Consider the following 16,454-nt stretch of genomic DNA (forward strand, 5'->3'; position numbering starts at 1 on the left):
TAATAAAAATGAAACTACACAAAAAAGATAATTTTAGTAGAAGAAACTTTTTAAAAACTTCTGCTTTGGCAAGTGGTGGTATGTTAATTGGTTTTAATTTACTTACAGCATGTAAGCCAGAAGCTAAAATGCCAGTAGATATAGCAAGTTTAAATTTTAATGATTTTAATGCATTTATTAAAATTTCTGATGAAGGTTATGTTACTATATTTTCTCCAAATCCAGAAATTGGTCAAGGTGTTAAAACCTCTATGCCAATGATTATAGCAGAAGAATTAGATGTAGATTGGAATAAAGTAAATGTTGCACAAGGTGTTTTAGATACTAAAAATTACACAAGGCAAGTAGCTGGCGGAAGCCAATCTATTAGACAGGGTTGGGATGCGTTAAGGCAAACTGGTGCAACAGCAAAACAAATGTTGGTAAATGCTGCTGCTGCAAAATGGCAGGTAGACGCAAGTTCTTTAAAAGCTTCTAACGGAATTATTACAAACAAAACAGGAGAAGAACTAACCTATGGTGATGTTGTAAAAGATGCAGCGCTATTAGAAGTGCCAGAAAATGTTGTATTAAAAGATCCTAAAGATTTTACAATTATTGGGCAAGAAATTGTAAATGTAGATATTGATAAAATTATAACAGGTAAACCTTTATTTGGATTAGATTATAAAGCAGAAAACATGATGATTGCATCTGTTCTAAGGCCACCTGCGTTTGGGCAAAAATTAGTTTCTTTTGATGATACTAAGGCCAAAGAAGTTTCTGGAGTTAAAGAAATTATAAAATTTGGAGATAAAATAGCGGTTTTAGCAAGCTCTACTTGGGCTGCTATGAAAGGTAAAAAAGCATTAATTGCTAATTGGAAAACAGATTCTAAAGCAGAGTCTACAGAAGAACATGATAAAATGTTAACCAAAATTTTAGATGGTAAAGATTTAGATGTTAGAAGAGAAGATGGTAATGTAAAAAAAGCTTTTAGTAGTGCAGATAAGGTAATTGAAAAAACGTACCATTCTCCTTTTTTACCACATAATTGTTTAGAACCTATGAACTTTTATGCAAATGTTACTTCAGAAAAGGTGCATTTGGTAGGTCCTATACAAACACCACAATGGACGGTTAATAGAGTTTCTAAACTTTTAAATAGAAAAGAAGAAGATATTTTATGTGAAATGACACGTATGGGTGGTGGTTTTGGTAGACGTTTGTATGGTGATTTTGCTTTAGAAGCAGCAGAAATTTCTAGTTTAGCAAAAAAACCGGTAAAAGTAGTTTTTTCTAGAGAAGATGATATGACTGCGGGTACTTATAGACCAGCAATTAAATATAGAATTAAAGCGGCTTTAAAAGATGGTAAAATAACGGGTTATCATTTAAAAGAAGCGGCAGTTAATGGAAACATGTATGGTTTAATTCCAAACTTTTTTCCTGCAGGTTGTATACCAAATTATAAAGTAGAAAGTGGTAATCATAAAAGTAATATTACAACTGGTGCTTGGAGAGCACCTTACACTAATTTCTTAGCTTTTGCAGAACAAAGTTTTTTTGATGAATTGGCATCAGAATTAAATATAGATCCAATTCAGTTACGATTAGATTTATTACAAAATGTAAAAAATACTACAGATAAACGTATCGAATATTCTGGTGAAAGAATGGAAGAAACCATTAAGCTTGTAAGAAGTAAATCGAATTGGGGAAACGTTAAAAATGGAGTTTATCAAGGTTTTTCTGCGTATTACAGCCACAATACTCATGTTGCAGAAGTTGCAGATATAGAACTGGTAGATGGTTATCCGGTAGTAAAAAAGGTTACCGTTGCTGTAGATTGTGGTATCGTTGTGAATCCTACTGGTGCTAGAAACCAAGTTGAAGGCGGTGTATTAGATGGAATAGGACATGCAATGTATGCTGGTTTTTCATTTAAAGAAGGCGTTCCTCAATCTAAAAACTTCGATTCTTACAGATTGATAAGAATGAATGAAACCCCAAAAGTAGATGTTTACTTTGTTAATAGTAATAAGTCTCCTACAGGTTTAGGAGAACCAGGTTTACCGCCAGCAGGTGGCGCTGTTGCTAATGCCATTAATGCAGCTTTAAGTAAAAGGTTATATTCACAACCGTTTATTAATGAATTTGAAAAGAGTAAAATTCTTAGTTAACTAATCATTAAAAAACCTCAAGATTTAATTCTTGAGGTTTTTTTAATAATTAATTCAAATTCAAATATATTATGCTGTCATAGCTAACTTGTTTTTCTTTTTATAATCTCTAGGAGAACAGTTATATTTTTCTCTAAATCTTTTAGAGAAGTAACTTCTACTAGAAAATCCTAAACTGTACACAATTTCAGAAATACTCAAATCAGTATTTATAATTAATTCTTCAGACTTTTTTAAACGTACTGATCTAATGTACTCACATACAGTTAAACCGTGCATTAATTTAAAACCCTCTTGTATTTTAGCAGCAGTTAAACCAATTTTTCTAGTTAAAACATTTATTTTATGGTCTAAATCGGGGTAGTTATTTACATAATCTGTTAATTCTTTAATTAGTTCCATTTCGTTTTGAGTTAAAGAACCGTTAGAATTAGCAATACTATTAATATCTTTTTTGTGTTGTTCGATTTCTAAACCTAAGATTAGGTTTACAATACCTTTTGTTAATAAAGCTCTTACAACACCCTTGTTTTCGATAGATTTTAATTGCTTTATGTGTTCTGCTATTTTTAAATTATAAGAACCTAGGTAAATATAATCTTTTGTTTTACCAGAAATAAAAGCATCCTTTAAAAGACTGTTAATATCTGTTTGTTGACTTTGATTGTCTTCTGTATTAACAGAAATTATAGTAGAACTTGTTTCTACACCCTTATATAGTAAAATAGTATTGTTTTCTGATACAATATTAGAAACGATACTTGTTTGAAAAGTTTCTACAGTATTATTTGTTGTGTTGTTTTCAAAAGAATGAGAAATTTTACCTTTAGAGCAGTATACAAAGTTAATGTGTTTACCTGCTTTAGCATTTACAGCTATTTTTAGGTCTTCTTTAGGTGTAATATTAAATTCTAATAAACTAATACCACCATCTAAGTTAATAGACCTAATAGTTCCTTTACCTATATTATTATTAATTTTAAGAAATTGCTCATTAGAAGTCACTTTTAAAGTTCCCCCAATTTTCTTTTGCAATTTGTTAAAGAATAAATTTAAGCCTCTTAATTTTGAATTTACAGTTATCATAATTGGTTGAGTTTTTTTGATTGTTACTAATTGTTTTTGATCTTAAAATTAAATAAGGAAATTTCATTTCTTTACTTAATAATTACACTGCAAAGTAACAACCGAACTCAAGTTTTTCCGTTACACGATTTTTTTTTTTTGTTATATGATTTCTATTTTTTACATTCAATTAATTGAAAATCAGTTTATTGAATTGTATTTTACTGAAATTATGTAACAAGAAACCGTAATTATATAATTATTTCTGACATGTTTTTATATATGATGTTTTATAACAGAATTTAATCTTGAAGAGTTAGTATCAATTAAAAATAACAGATCAAATTCTATTATGGTAATTTAGATTTACCAAATAATTTATAGAGTAGAAGGAGTAAATAATAAGAAAGAAAATTATTTCTAAAAAAATAGTTTAAATTTTGAAGGGACAAGTTTTAGATTGCAAAAAAAAACTTTAAAGTAATTTTACTTTAAAGTTCCTAATATAAATTTTATGTGTTTTTGATTTTGTACCAAATTACACCTAAAATAAAAGATGCTAACAGTAATAAATGAATTAACGGACTTTCTATTGCAAATACAAAATAGCTTACAGCCCATGCTATAATTATTAAAATAAATGTGATGTATAGAAAGTTTTTCATTTACTCTTCATTTAAAAGATTTTCTATGTTTTCTTTTTTCTCCTCTAAGAAATATTCAGATTCATTTGCGAGTACATTCATAGCCTCGTTATTGGTTATCTTAGCAAAGTCATTCATTACAGAGACTTGTTCATCTAAAATTTTATTTAAGGTTTTTAAATATTCTTTTTCACTAAATTCCTCTTCATTAATTTTAAAAGGTTTTTTTTCTAAAAATAAAATATCATTTGTATTAGGTATTAATATCATTTCTTTTTTAGAAATTTCTTTAATAGAGATCAAACGCTCTTTAACGCCTGTATTTATAGATTCTAAAATTTTTTTAGTCTCTTGATTTACAGAGTCTTTACCTTTTATGTAATCATTGTAATTAATTATATAAATATAATTTTTAGTGGCTTCTACCAATAATTTCGCATCAATTTGACTGCTTAATATTTTTTCTTCTTTGTCTTTACTAGATGTTTTTTTATCACATGAATACATTAAAAATAGAAATGCAGTAAAAAGAAGACTGGCAAATATTTTTTCTGTACGTTTCATTTTCTCTCACTTAGTTATTGGAATACAAAGGTCTAAAAAAGAGTATGATTTATTGTTACAGAATTAATAAGAGATTTTATACAATTTCCATAAATTGTAGATATAGCTTGAAGAAATTGAGGGTAATTCTAATTAAAAGGTAAATAAACTTCGAAAATTGAACCAATATTTGGTTTACCAATAGCAAAAATAAATCCTTGGTGATTATCTACAATTTTTTTACAAATAGATAAGCCAATTCCTGTACCAGAATATTCGTTTTTGTTGTGAAGTCTGCTAAAAAGAACAAATATTTTTTCGGCATACTCTTCATCAAAACCGATACCATTGTCTTCAAAAGTGATTTTATGATAAAAATTAAACTTCTTTTTCTTTATTTTTTTAACATTTTTTGCATCAACTTTTTCGTAAGATATTCTAATATTCGGTGCAATTTCTTTTTTGCTATATTTTAAAGAGTTACCAATTAAGTTTATAAATAATTGCTGCAATTGAAATGGTATTACTGTTAATGTTGGTATGGTGTCTGATGTAATAATAGCATTCTTTTCTAAAATAGTTTCTGCCAATTCTTGTTTTGCATTTTCTAAAATGATATTCATATTAGTTTCTTCAAGAATTTCTTCGGATTTATTGGTTCTAGAAAATTGTAATAAATCGTCTATTAATAAACGCATTCTTGTAGAGGAAGTCTTAATTCTTTCTAAATATAAATTCCCTCTTTCAGATAAATTTTCTGATTCTTTATCTTCTAATCTAGAAATAAATGTTTGTATTTTACGCAAAGGTTCTTGTAAATCATGGCTTGCAACATGGTTAAAAGAAGATAATTCTTTATTGTTTCTTTCTAACTCTAAATTTCTTTCTTCCAGCAATCTATAATTCTCTATTTCATCTGTAATATCTGCAGTTGTACCTATAAGTCTTCTATTTTCTTCGTTATCTGTAAGTACTTTACCGTAAGCTTTAAAGTGTCTAATACTTCCATTTTTCTGTACAATTCGATAATAAATGAATGGTAAATCTTGTTTCTCCATCATTTTCTCGACTTGTTTTTTCAATTTATCTACATCCTCTGGATGTACAAATTGCATAAAATTTTCTATGGTAGGCTCAAAAGATTGCGGTTGCTCGCCTAACAATCTGTACAAATTATCAGAATAACTAAACTTGTTTTCTTCTATAAACCAGTTCCAGGTACCATGTTTGCTTACAATTTCTGATTGGTTTGTAGATTCTTTAAAAATTTCTAATTGAAGGTTTTTGGTTTGTAAATTTTTAATATCATTATTAATCTTCGAATACGTAAAAAGTAATAATAGAAGGGCAATTATTAATACCGAATAAATTATAATCGGCGTGTTTGTTATACTTCTTTCATTATCTAATTTTCTAATTCGTAAAAGATTGTTGTTATGGTTTATCATTTGATTAATTTCTAATCGAATGTTATCCATTGTTTTTTTACCAGCAAGTAGCAGTGCATCAAATTCTTTAGAGTCTAAATTATCATTTTTAGAATATTTAAAGGTTTCATCAAAATAATTTAAATTTTTATCTATTAATACAGTAAGGTCTCTAAGTTTTTGTTGCTGTCTTTCGTCTTTTTTTGTAAGTTCTTTAAGTCTTGCAAAACTATTATTTGTTTTTTCTCTACCAGAAAAAAAAGATTCCAAAAATCTGGTATCTTTTGAAATTAAATAACCTCTTTGACCAGTTTCGCTGTCTTTTAAGTAAGATAGTATTTGTTCTAATTCGATATTTACTTCATAAGTATGCTCTACTAAATCAAAAGATTTAATTAGTGTTTGTAGATGTTTGTATGCTAAACCACCCATGCAAAGTATTACAAAAAGACTTATACCAAAGGTTATCTTTAAAAAACGTGCAGAATTAAATATCGATTTTATATTCACTTTATAATCTTAATAAAAAGTTGTCTTTATTTAGGCCACTTGTATGATATTGCCAATTAATTGTTACTACATTAGAAAGAACCTTTTTTAATTTCTTAAAGTCATTAGGTTTTTTGATGTATACGTTAGCACCCAAAACAAAAGTGTTTTCTATATCTTCTTCTGATGCGGATGTAGAGTAAATCGCAATAGCAATATCTTTAAGTCTATTAATTTTTTTAATTTCGGTTAGACATTCTATTCCAGATTTTTTTGGCATGTTTAAATCTAAAAAAAGTATGTTAGGTAAAATACTATCTTCTTGGGTTAAGTAATTCATTAATTCTAAACCATCTTTAAAAGTACTTACTTTAGTATCAATTTTTAACTCTTCAAAAGCATCTTCAAAGAAAAGTCTGTCGTCTTCATCATCATCTGCTAAAATTATAAAAACATCTTTATGTTGCATTTATTCTTGTTTTTTAGGGTTGTTTAGCTCTCTTCTCTTGGTTATTATTCTTTGAAAAGCAGAAGGTGTAATACCAGTTGTGTTTTTAAATTGCGTACTTAAATGTGCTACACTAGAGTAATTTAATTTATAGGCAATATCGGTAATTTTTAAATCGGTATTTATAATTAATTGCTTTGTATATTCTATTTTTTGAAGAATTATAAAATTTTCTATAGATGTATAAGTTACTTCAGAAAATAAATTAGATAAATAACCATAACTATGATCTAATTTTTCTGATAAATATACAGAACTCTTAACATTTATATTCTCATCATCATTAAAAACCATATCTGTAATGGTGTCTTTAATTTTTTGAACTAGAATGCTCTTTTGGTTTTCTATAACTTCGCTACCATATTCTTTTAAACTATTGTTTAATTGAGATAGTTGGTCTTCGGTAATTTTTTCTAAAAATTCTATTTCACCAAAACCTAAAACTTTATGCTTAACACCTAATTCACTTAACTTTTCTTCAATAAGTTTATTACAAACTGCAGTAAAATCAAATTTTATAAATATTTTCATGTATGGAGTGTTATTTTGCTAATATAATAGATATATTACAATTAATTTATTTAGACATCTAAAAAAGAAATTGTATTGAATTAATTTATAGATAATGATTAATAACACAGAGTTTTACAAAAAATTAAGTTACAATAATATTTCTATTAGAGAGCTGCTAAAAAACGAAAACTTATTTAATGCTGTACCCGGAAATTGGGTAGTGATTGTTACCGACATCGAAAACTCTACAAAAGCCATAAAAAACGGAGGTCATAATGATGTTAATTTAGTAGCTACTGGTAGTATTATAACTGTTTTAAATAAAATTAAAAAGATTAATAGAAAAATTACAATACCTTATTTTTTTGGTGGTGATGGCGCCACCTTTATTGTACCAAAAGAATTTTTAGAACAAGTATATGTTGCATTAGAAAATTACAGTGAACACGTTGAAATTAATTTTAATTTAAAGTTAAGAGTAGGGCAAATGCAAGTAGAAGATATTTATGCTAATGGTGTTACTTTAAGAATTGCCAAATTAAAATTAAACTCTTTTTTAATGACACCTGTTGTTATTGGTAATGGGTTAAAATTTGCAGAAAATTTAATCAAAGAAAAATTTACTAAAAATAGAGATGATAAAAAAGACGATTTTTCTATAGATTTAGAAGGTATGGAATGTCGTTGGAATGAAATTAAGCCCAATAGCGAAGAAAAAAAGGTAATCTGCTTACTTGTGATGTGTAACAATGAAGAAAAACAAGCAGAAGTTTACACAACGATTATGGATGAGATAGATTATATTTTTGGAAGTCTATCTGAAAGAACACCAATAACAACTTTAAAATTAGCTTTAAATACTTCTTTTGATAAAATTAAAAACGAAATGTATGCTCGTTTGGGTAGGTTTGATTTAATTTATCTTTTAAAAAATTGGCTAATTACAAACTTTGGTAAATATTATTTTAGGTTTTTTAAGGATGGTAAAGCCTATTTATATAAGGTTTCTCAATTATCCGATACGATTATGTTAGATGGCTCTGTAAATACAGTGTTTTCTGGTACAGAAAAACAAATAAGTAAGTTAAAACTTTTGTTAGATTCGTTAGAATCTCAGCAAAAAATAATTTACGGAATTCATGCTACTTATGCTTCTATAATGTCTTGTTATATAGAAGATAGAGACGAAAAACATATACATTTTGTTGATGGAACTGAAGGTGGTTATACAACCGCTTCTAGAGAATTAAAGAAAAAAATTAAGAGTTATAAAGCTTACTACTAAACAATAAAAAAGCCGCTTTTTAGCGGCTTTTTTTGAATATTTATTTTAGAATTTATTGTTTAATTTCTTCTTTAGCTTGTTCTACCATTTTTTCGTTTGGTAAAATAGCAACATTTACTCTTCTGTTTTTTGCTCTTCCTTCTGCTGTAGAATTATCATATTTTGGTTGCGTTTCACCGAACCATTCTGTTGTAAATCTGCTACTTTGTAATCCTTTAGCAACTAAATAATTTGTTACAGATTTTGCTCTTTTTTCAGATAAAGTCATGTTATAAGCATCTTTTCCAGAACTATCAGTATGTCCTACAACCAATATGTTTGTATCTGGAAATTCTGCAAAAACACTAGATAATTTATTTAAAGTTTCTTGTGATTTAGCATTGATATTGTCTTTATTAGTATCAAAATAAACACCACTATTTTCATCGAAAGTTACTACAATACCGTTGTCTACTCGTTCTACTTTAGCTCCAGGAATCTCAGTTTCAATTTTCTTTGCTTGGTCATCCATTTTTTTTCCAATAAGCACACCTGCGCCACCACCAACTACACCACCAATAACAGCGCCTAATTTGCTATTTTTACCGCTACCAACATTATTGCCAATAATAGCACCAATTAAAGCACCTGCGGTAGTACCAATAACCGCACCTTTTTGTTTATTATTTGCATTTTTAGTTGCTTCACAACTTGTAAAACCAACTGTTAAAGTTATTGCTATTGCAAAAACTGATATTTTTTTAAATACTCTTTTCATAATAATTATTGTTTTATAAAGTCTATATTAATAATAAATGGTGTACCATCTACCATTAAATTTTGTTGCCATTTCATATTAGATTCAGTTAGATTAGTTAATTCTACTCTAAAACCAATGTTATTTTCATTATTCTTAGGTTTTAATAAAAAATCATAATATCCAGAATTTTCATCTATTTCTTGTATCACAAAAATAAAGTCCCTATCTCCAGTATTACAATTACTACCATTTACTACATAGGTGCCAGAATTATTATTAGGTACAAATTTCCATAAACTTCCTTCTAAACATTCTTTATTAGTATCATTAAACATGGTCACATTATAATCTCCCGTTTTACTATATGTTATCTTGTTTAAAACCCAATTACCTTTAATCGTTTTCTCTTTATTTCTTATGTTTTTAGATGCCCCACATGAGAATAGTGTTGCAACAAACAAGAATATCATTATTTTTTTCATAAAAATTATTGTTTTATTTTAATACAAATGAACAATTTAAGTTACATGTAAGTTAGCTCAAAAGAAAATAATTTGAATTCATTTAGAAATAAATTTCTTGGGCAAGTCTAAATGTGTTCGCGTGAGCGTTTATAATAATATTGATGTCTTTAGAGTAACCACCTCCCATAGAGCACATTACAGGAATTTTAAGATTATGACAGGTTTGTAAGACAAATTTGTCTCTTTCTTTACAACCATTAATTGTTAAACTTAATTTGCCAAGTTTATCGGTTTTAAGAACATCTACTCCACATAAATAATAAATAAAATCTGGTTTTTCTTGCTTAATAATTTTTGGGAGTACTTCTTTTAAAACAGTTAAATATTCAAAATCTTCTGTATCATTTTCTAAGGCAATATCCCAATCTGAGATTTCTTTTTGAAAAGGATAGTTTGTTTTTCCGTGCATAGAAAAGGTAAAAACCGAATTGTCATTTCTAAAAATTTCTGCAGTTCCATTTCCTTGATGTACATCTAAATCTATAATTAAAACTTTATTTACTAATCTTTTGTTTTGAAGATATTTGGCACCAATGGCTTGGTCATTTAACATGCAAAATGCTTCGCCTCTATTTGAAAAAGCATGATGAGTACCTCCGGCAATATTCATTGCAACTCCATGTTTTAATGCAAATTCTGAAGCTTTCATTGTGCCATCTGCAATTATCATTTCTCTTTCAATAAGAATTTCAGAAAGAGGAAAACCAATTTTTCTAGCTGCTTTTTGAGGTAAAGTTATATTTAAAAGATTATAGAAATATTCTGAATCGTGAACCGTAAAGAAGTGTTTATCGTTTGGAATAACTGGCTCAAAGAAGTTTTCTAGTGTGCAAGTTGCTTCATGCAATAATTGTTGTGGTAAAAGGTCATATTTTTCCATAGGAAAACGATGACCTTTTTGTAATTCTAGCTTGTAAATTGGGTGGTATGCTATTTTTAGCATTTGTTTATTCTACAGAGTGTATTGAATTAATTGTCATGATCTCTGAAATAAAATTATTATTTAAAACACCTTCTATAAATAACTTTGATGAGTTAGTATTTGTATTTAAAACTTTAAATGTAATATACCCATTTTCATTTACTTTTAAATTAGGAAGCCAAGAAATTACACCATATTTTTTAAAAACATTAGAATCAAAATTTTTATAAATAGGGGTATAATATTTTTTTGGAGAATTGAAAGTTAAAGGAAATTTATACGAAGTAATTTCATTTTTATTATATGTATGTTTCATTCTTTTTACGGGATCTGTTACTATTTTAATAACTCCTGCACCACCTCTTAACCCATATCCACTTCCAACTTTATCTATTTCAATATAATCTACTGTATTCATTTTAAAATTTTGTAAAAAACTAAAGTCTGATAACGGTACATCATCTAAAATCACAAGAGGAATCGTATTGTTTGGCGTATTCGGGTTTGGATTTATAATTATTAATTTACCTGAATAATCATATGCTGTAAACCCTCTTCCACTTAAATAACTAGCAAGAGTACTGCCACCTTTAGTATCTTCATCAGTAAAAAAATCTACAGTCCCTCTACTCTTATTCCTTATTTTTTTCTTTCTATCTTCATTTTTATTAGATTTAATTGTAACTTCATTTAACATTATAGCATTGTTAAAATTCACAAAAGACAATTCAGAGTTGTTTACAACTAAAGAATTTTTTTTATATGGCATTTCATAAGTGTCTATTGATATTTCTGGAACGATAGCAGGATAAAATTGTAAGTATAAATTGGGTTTTTCTGTGTAATTATTTTTTTTAAGTAAACTAACTTTGTATACTTCATTATCTTCTGGATAAAGATCTGTTTGAATAAATGCTTTATCGTTTTCATTAGGTTTAAAAATTTGAGTTTTATTGTTTTTTAATGGATATGCTAAAAAACCTTCGCTTGATTTTCCGTTTATATTTGCAACCAAATTAATACCTTGTTCAAATTTATTAGGGAAAGTCTGGTTTTTAAAAATATCTCCCCAATAATAACAGCTCCAACCTTGCGTAATTAATAAATTATCTAAATCATATTTTGTTTTATAACTATCGTTAGAAAAGTAATACGAGGCGTCTTGAACAAAACCTTTTATATACGGTTCTAAATATAATTTTGATAAAATATTTGAATTAAAACTATAAGAATCTGTGGTAGATGGTAAAACAGAAATACTAATATTTTGTAACTGATTTTGAGTTATATTTTTGTTTAATCGCATTTTTACTGAAATAGAATCACCCTCTACAGTAGTTTCTATAGCTTCTGTTTTTACCTTAGATATTGCTGAAGAATTAAAAAACAAACGTTCTAAAATAGGAATGTTTTTTTCAGGATCAAAAAGCGTAAAGATATTTATACCAGAGAACAATTCATTATAATTAATTGTTTTAGTTATTTCTGTTTTATTCTTAAATTCTATAACAGATGTTTTTAATTGATGACCGTTATGAATAGCCAGAATATATTTTTTATTATTAATAATGCTTTTTGTTTCACTATTTGTTTTTAGAGAAATACCTATTTTGTCTCTAATATCAGAAAGAGATAAAACAATTCCTGTATTTTTTATATCTTCTATATTTTTAGCAATTTCTCCTTCATCAGTTTTTAAAATAACATTGTAATTTTCATTAAATAGTGGAGTAAATGAAGTTCTAGCAATTCCAAATTTATTTAAAGTAAATTCTGCAATAATTTTATTTTTACTATTTACAATTTTACCTTTTTTATTAGCCAACCCAAAACCTTCTTTATCTTTTACAATGATACCAACAACATTGTTAATTTCAGATACCAAGTGTCCTCCTTCAGGAGTTATTTGTATGTTATAAGAATTTGTTGTAATTTCTTTTTGAACCTCTTTCTTTACATCAGAATCTATTACAACAAACGAATGTTCATAGAAATTACGTTCCTTAAAATTTAACATCCAATTTGTATAAGCTTTAAACTTATACTTTCCAGAGGCAAAAGTACTGTCTATTTTAAATATATTATTTGTAAAACCATTTTCTACTTTTACTAATTTACTTTTTAAAATTTCGTTTTTCTCGTTAGTTATAGTACAGTAAAGGTTTTTTGTAATAGATATTGGTTTTTTTTTAGATTTATCAAAAACATAAGCACTAAAGCCAAGTACTTCATTTTTTAAAAAAACAGATTTATTCATATGTATGTATGCCACCTCTCTAGTGGTAATACCAAATTCTTCGTATTTTTTTAGAATTTTTTTCTCAGTAATTTGACTTTCTAAATTTAATAGGGGAATAGTAATAAATAAAAATAAAATAATTTGTTTGATCGAGGTAGTTCTTTTCATAGTTCTTTTTTTTAAATTTATATAAAAAATATCAAAAACTATGCCAATACATTTAAAAAAGAAGAGTCGTTAAAATCTAAAGATTATGATTTTTTACGACTCTTAAAGATAACCTTCTAAGAGGTTAAATTAAATTGGGGGATTTTTCTTTAGTTAGCCATATAAGGGGTGCTAACTGATTTCAAATTTACTACTTAAATACACATCTTTGTTTACTTATTCTATTAGCTGAAGATTCTATATAGGTTAAAAGCAACAAAATGTCGTTTAATAGAAGTTAAGTTATTAAGCAAAAAAAAATCGTTAAAACCAGTAAATGAATTAACGATTAATTTTGATTGTTAAGTTATAAGGATACTAACAATATATTTTTTTAACGCTAGCAAATTTAGGGGACGCTAACTTAAGACAAAGATACTATTGATTAGTGCCTTGTTTTGAGACTATTCTTTCAATCTCATTATTTTATAGTTAAATTGTACAAAATACTCGGTAAGATGTATTTATTTGCTTATCAATGCTCTAATTAGAATAAGGTTTGTTCCTTATTACTTAGTTTACCAGAAGTTAAGTTGTTAAGCAAAAAAAATCGTTAAAACCAGTAAAGGAATCAACGATTAATTTTGATTGTTAAGTTATAGGGATATTAACAATATGATAGCTCTTTATGCGCTTAAAAAATTAGGGGACTTTTACGCACTGCAAATTTACTATTGTTTTTGAATCATTTTATATATTTTCTATTAGTTGACGATAAAGGTTAGACTAATTACTGTTTAATATCGATTAACGGTAAAATAATTAGTATTTAAACAAAAAAATCGTTAAAACCAAAAAGGAATTAACGATTCGAAATGATTATAATTTAGTTTAGCTATAAGGCTAGGGAATCTTCTAACGGGTTAAAATGTATAATCTCAATGCTATATTGGGGGGCAACTAGCTATAGCAAAATTACTAAGATATTTAAATCAGTTTAAAATAAATCTTCTAATCGAATTAATTATGTGATAGAATACGATTAACTGTCGACGAACTGAAATTATAGATTATTTTATAAACAAAAAAAGCCGCTTTTAGCGGCTTTTTAGCTAATTTATTGCATTTATCTAACTTACTTGTTGTCCATTTTTCACAGCCTTTTCAGGTTCAACAAAAGCTAGTTTTCCTTTTGGTGTGTCTGTCATTAAAATCATTCCTTGGCTTTCTACACCTCTAATTTTTCTTGGTGCTAAATTTACCAAAACAGAAACTTGCTGACCAATAATATCTTCTGGCGAAAAACTTTCTGCAATACCAGAAACGATAGTTCTTGTGTCTATACCAACATCAACCTTAAGTTTTAAAAGTTTTTTAGTTTTTGCAACTTTTTCTGCTTCTAAAATGGTACCAATTCGAATATCTAATTTTGTAAAATCATCAAACTCTATGGTTTCCTTTTGAGGTTCTACAGCTTTGTTTTCTTGCTCGTTGGCAATTTTTGTAGCTTCTAATTTAGCTACCTGTGCATCAATTGTTTGATCTTCAATTTTAGAAAACAATAACTCTGCTTTATTTATTTGGTGTTCAGCAGGTAATAATATATCTTTTACTGTAATATCTTCCCAAGAAAGATTTAAATCAAGATTTAAAATACCTTTTAATTTTGTTGATGTAAAAGGTAAAAATGGTTCTGAAACAACAGCCAGAGCAGTAGAAATTTGCAATGCCACATACATAATTGTTTGCACGCGTTCTGCATCAACTTTTATAACTTTCCATGGCTCTTCATCGGCTAAATATTTATTACCAAGTCTTGCTAAGTTCATTAATTCTTGACTAGCTTCTCTAAACCTATATCTTTCTATAGATTTACCAATAATATTAGGAAACTCTTTTACAGCAGCTAAAACATCTTCGTCAACTTCTGTATAATTCCCTGCAAGTGGCACTTGCCCTTGGTAATATTTATTTGTTAAAACAACAACTCTGTTTATAAAGTTACCAAATATGGCAACTAATTCGCTATTATTTTTAGCCTGAAAATCTTTCCATGTAAAATCGTTGTCTTTACTTTCTGGCGCGTTTGCCGTTAATGTATAACGTAAAACATCTTGTTGACCTGGAAATTCTTCTAGATATTCGTGCAACCAAACTGCCCAATTTTTAGAAGTTGATAATTTATTTCCTTCTAAATTTAAAAATTCATTTGCAGGTACGTTATCTGGTAAAATATAATCTCCGTGCGCTTTTAACATACTCGGAAAAATAATACAGTGAAAAACAATATTGTCTTTACCAATAAAGTGTACCAGCTTGGTATCGTCTTTTTTCCAGTAATCTTCCCAGTTTTTACCTTCTCTTTCTGCCCATTCTTTGGTAGAAGAAATGTAACCAATTGGTGCGTCGAACCAAACGTATAAAACTTTACCATCTGCACCTTCTACAGGTACCGGAATTCCCCAATCTAAATCTCTAGTTACTGCTCTTGGTCTTAAACCATCGTCAACCCAACTTTTTACTTGACCGTAAACATTAGGTTTCCAATCTTTTTTATGACCTTTTAAGATCCATTCACGTAAAAATTCTTCGTGCTTATCTAAAGGTAAAAACCAGTGTTTTGTTTCTTTTAAAGAAGGTACATTACCAGTTATTGCAGATTTAGGGTTGATTAAATCTGTTGCGTTATGCGATGTACCACAATTTTCACATTGATCACCATAACTTTCTTCGAAACCACATTTTGGGCAAGTTCCAATTACAAATCTATCTGCTAAAAATTGGTTTGCTTCTGCGTCATATAATTGTTCAGAAACTTCTTCTACAAAATCTCCGTTTTCATACAATTTTGTAAAAAATTCTGATGCAGTTTTATGATGTATTTCTGATGAAGTTCTAGAATAGTTGTCAAAAGAAATTCCGAAGTCTGCAAAAGATTTTTTAATAATACCATGGTATTTATCGATAATATCTTGCGGAGAAACACCTTCTTTTTTTGCTCTCATTGGTATTGCAACACCATGTTCATCAGAGCCACAGATGTAAGCAACATCTTTACCAGTTAAACGTAAATAACGTGCATAAATATCTGCTGGCACGTAAACACCCGCTAAATGACCAATGTGAATAGGTCCATTTGTATAAGGTAAAGCGGCTGTAATTGTATATCTTTTTGGAGCACTCATGTGTTCTTTGTGTTATTTTTAGAAGTGCAAAAGTACAAAAAACACGGTTTTAAAAGTCAACG

13 protein-coding genes are annotated in these 16,454 nt (G+C 27.9%); 2 read left to right on the top strand and 11 right to left on the bottom strand.

The annotated features are described in order from the left end of the window. Window positions 1-8 precede the first annotated feature (8 nt). Complete coding sequence (locus ACYPV9_RS01575) at window positions 9-2,162, top strand: xanthine dehydrogenase family protein molybdopterin-binding subunit (protein WP_459741371.1); 2,154 nt, start codon at window positions 9-11, stop codon at window positions 2,160-2,162. Between the two features lie 69 nt (window positions 2,163-2,231). Here ACYPV9_RS01575 and ACYPV9_RS01580 read toward each other — a convergent pair whose 3' ends face one another. The 6 genes from ACYPV9_RS01580 to ACYPV9_RS01605 form a co-directional block, all read right to left on the bottom strand. Then, a complete protein-coding gene (locus tag ACYPV9_RS01580; RefSeq protein WP_459741372.1) occupies window positions 2,232-3,248 on the bottom strand; it encodes a helix-turn-helix domain-containing protein in 1,017 nt (338 codons plus the stop codon). A 491-nt stretch (window positions 3,249-3,739) separates the two neighbouring features. Continuing rightward, a complete protein-coding gene (locus ACYPV9_RS01585) occupies window positions 3,740-3,892 on the bottom strand; it encodes a hypothetical protein (protein WP_299064648.1) in 153 nt (50 codons plus the stop codon). Beyond that, a complete protein-coding gene (locus ACYPV9_RS01590; RefSeq protein WP_459741373.1) occupies window positions 3,893-4,435 on the bottom strand; it encodes a hypothetical protein in 543 nt (180 codons plus the stop codon). 128 nt (window positions 4,436-4,563) lie between these two features. After that, a complete protein-coding gene (locus ACYPV9_RS01595) occupies window positions 4,564-6,351 on the bottom strand; it encodes a CHASE3 domain-containing protein (RefSeq protein WP_459741374.1) in 1,788 nt (595 codons plus the stop codon). Window position 6,352: 1 nt separating this feature from the next. After that, window positions 6,353-6,799 (bottom strand): response regulator, encoded by a 447-nt coding sequence (locus tag ACYPV9_RS01600; RefSeq protein ID WP_299064653.1) that lies wholly within the window; start codon window positions 6,797-6,799, stop codon window positions 6,353-6,355. Then, entirely contained in the window at window positions 6,800-7,369 is a 570-nt protein-coding gene (locus ACYPV9_RS01605; protein ID WP_299064655.1) for a helix-turn-helix domain-containing protein, read from the bottom strand. A gap of 94 nt (window positions 7,370-7,463) precedes the next feature. Here ACYPV9_RS01605 and ACYPV9_RS01610 point away from each other — a divergent pair, with 94 nt between their 5' ends. Beyond that, complete coding sequence (locus ACYPV9_RS01610; protein ID WP_299064657.1) at window positions 7,464-8,636, top strand: DUF3095 domain-containing protein; 1,173 nt, start codon at window positions 7,464-7,466, stop codon at window positions 8,634-8,636. A 52-nt stretch (window positions 8,637-8,688) separates the two neighbouring features. Here the strand turns inward: ACYPV9_RS01610 and ACYPV9_RS01615 are convergent, their stop codons facing one another. The 5 genes from ACYPV9_RS01615 to metG form a co-directional block, all read right to left on the bottom strand. Then, window positions 8,689-9,393, bottom strand: coding sequence for an OmpA family protein (locus ACYPV9_RS01615; RefSeq protein WP_459741375.1), 705 nt, complete (start codon window positions 9,391-9,393; stop codon window positions 8,689-8,691). A 5-nt stretch (window positions 9,394-9,398) separates the two neighbouring features. Continuing rightward, complete coding sequence (locus tag ACYPV9_RS01620) at window positions 9,399-9,857, bottom strand: lipocalin family protein (protein WP_459741376.1); 459 nt, start codon at window positions 9,855-9,857, stop codon at window positions 9,399-9,401. A gap of 82 nt (window positions 9,858-9,939) precedes the next feature. Further along, window positions 9,940-10,842, bottom strand: a complete 903-nt coding sequence (locus tag ACYPV9_RS01625; RefSeq protein WP_459741377.1) for a histone deacetylase family protein — start codon at window positions 10,840-10,842, stop codon at window positions 9,940-9,942. A gap of 4 nt (window positions 10,843-10,846) precedes the next feature. After that, the gene (locus tag ACYPV9_RS01630) at window positions 10,847-13,228 is read right to left on the bottom strand and encodes a hypothetical protein (protein ID WP_459741378.1); all 2,382 of its coding nucleotides are present in this window, start codon (window positions 13,226-13,228) and stop codon (window positions 10,847-10,849) included. A gap of 1,109 nt (window positions 13,229-14,337) precedes the next feature. Next, window positions 14,338-16,392 (bottom strand): methionine--tRNA ligase, encoded by a 2,055-nt coding sequence (gene metG, locus ACYPV9_RS01635; protein WP_459741379.1) that lies wholly within the window; start codon window positions 16,390-16,392, stop codon window positions 14,338-14,340. Window positions 16,393-16,454: the final 62 nt, after the last annotated feature.

It is taken from the genome of Polaribacter sp. OB-PA-B3, from assembly GCF_054589375.1.

What these genes read in the sequence shown, in the direction of transcription:
- ACYPV9_RS01575 (WP_459741371.1), top strand. Translation starts at nt 9, where the DNA reads ATGAAACTACACAAAAAAGATAATTTTAGTAGAAGAAACTTTTTAAAA.
- ACYPV9_RS01580 (WP_459741372.1), bottom strand. Translation starts at nt 3,248, where the DNA reads ATGATAACTGTAAATTCAAAATTAAGAGGCTTAAATTTATTCTTTAAC.
- ACYPV9_RS01585 (WP_299064648.1), bottom strand. Translation starts at nt 3,892, where the DNA reads ATGAAAAACTTTCTATACATCACATTTATTTTAATAATTATAGCATGG.
- ACYPV9_RS01590 (WP_459741373.1), bottom strand. Translation starts at nt 4,435, where the DNA reads ATGAAACGTACAGAAAAAATATTTGCCAGTCTTCTTTTTACTGCATTT.
- ACYPV9_RS01600 (WP_299064653.1), bottom strand. Translation starts at nt 6,799, where the DNA reads ATGCAACATAAAGATGTTTTTATAATTTTAGCAGATGATGATGAAGAC.
- ACYPV9_RS01605 (WP_299064655.1), bottom strand. Translation starts at nt 7,369, where the DNA reads ATGAAAATATTTATAAAATTTGATTTTACTGCAGTTTGTAATAAACTT.
- ACYPV9_RS01610 (WP_299064657.1), top strand. Translation starts at nt 7,464, where the DNA reads ATGATTAATAACACAGAGTTTTACAAAAAATTAAGTTACAATAATATT.
- ACYPV9_RS01615 (WP_459741375.1), bottom strand. Translation starts at nt 9,393, where the DNA reads ATGAAAAGAGTATTTAAAAAAATATCAGTTTTTGCAATAGCAATAACT.
- ACYPV9_RS01620 (WP_459741376.1), bottom strand. Translation starts at nt 9,857, where the DNA reads ATGAAAAAAATAATGATATTCTTGTTTGTTGCAACACTATTCTCATGT.
- ACYPV9_RS01625 (WP_459741377.1), bottom strand. Translation starts at nt 10,842, where the DNA reads ATGCTAAAAATAGCATACCACCCAATTTACAAGCTAGAATTACAAAAA.
- ACYPV9_RS01630 (WP_459741378.1), bottom strand. Translation starts at nt 13,228, where the DNA reads ATGAAAAGAACTACCTCGATCAAACAAATTATTTTATTTTTATTTATT.
- metG (WP_459741379.1), bottom strand. Translation starts at nt 16,392, where the DNA reads ATGAGTGCTCCAAAAAGATATACAATTACAGCCGCTTTACCTTATACA.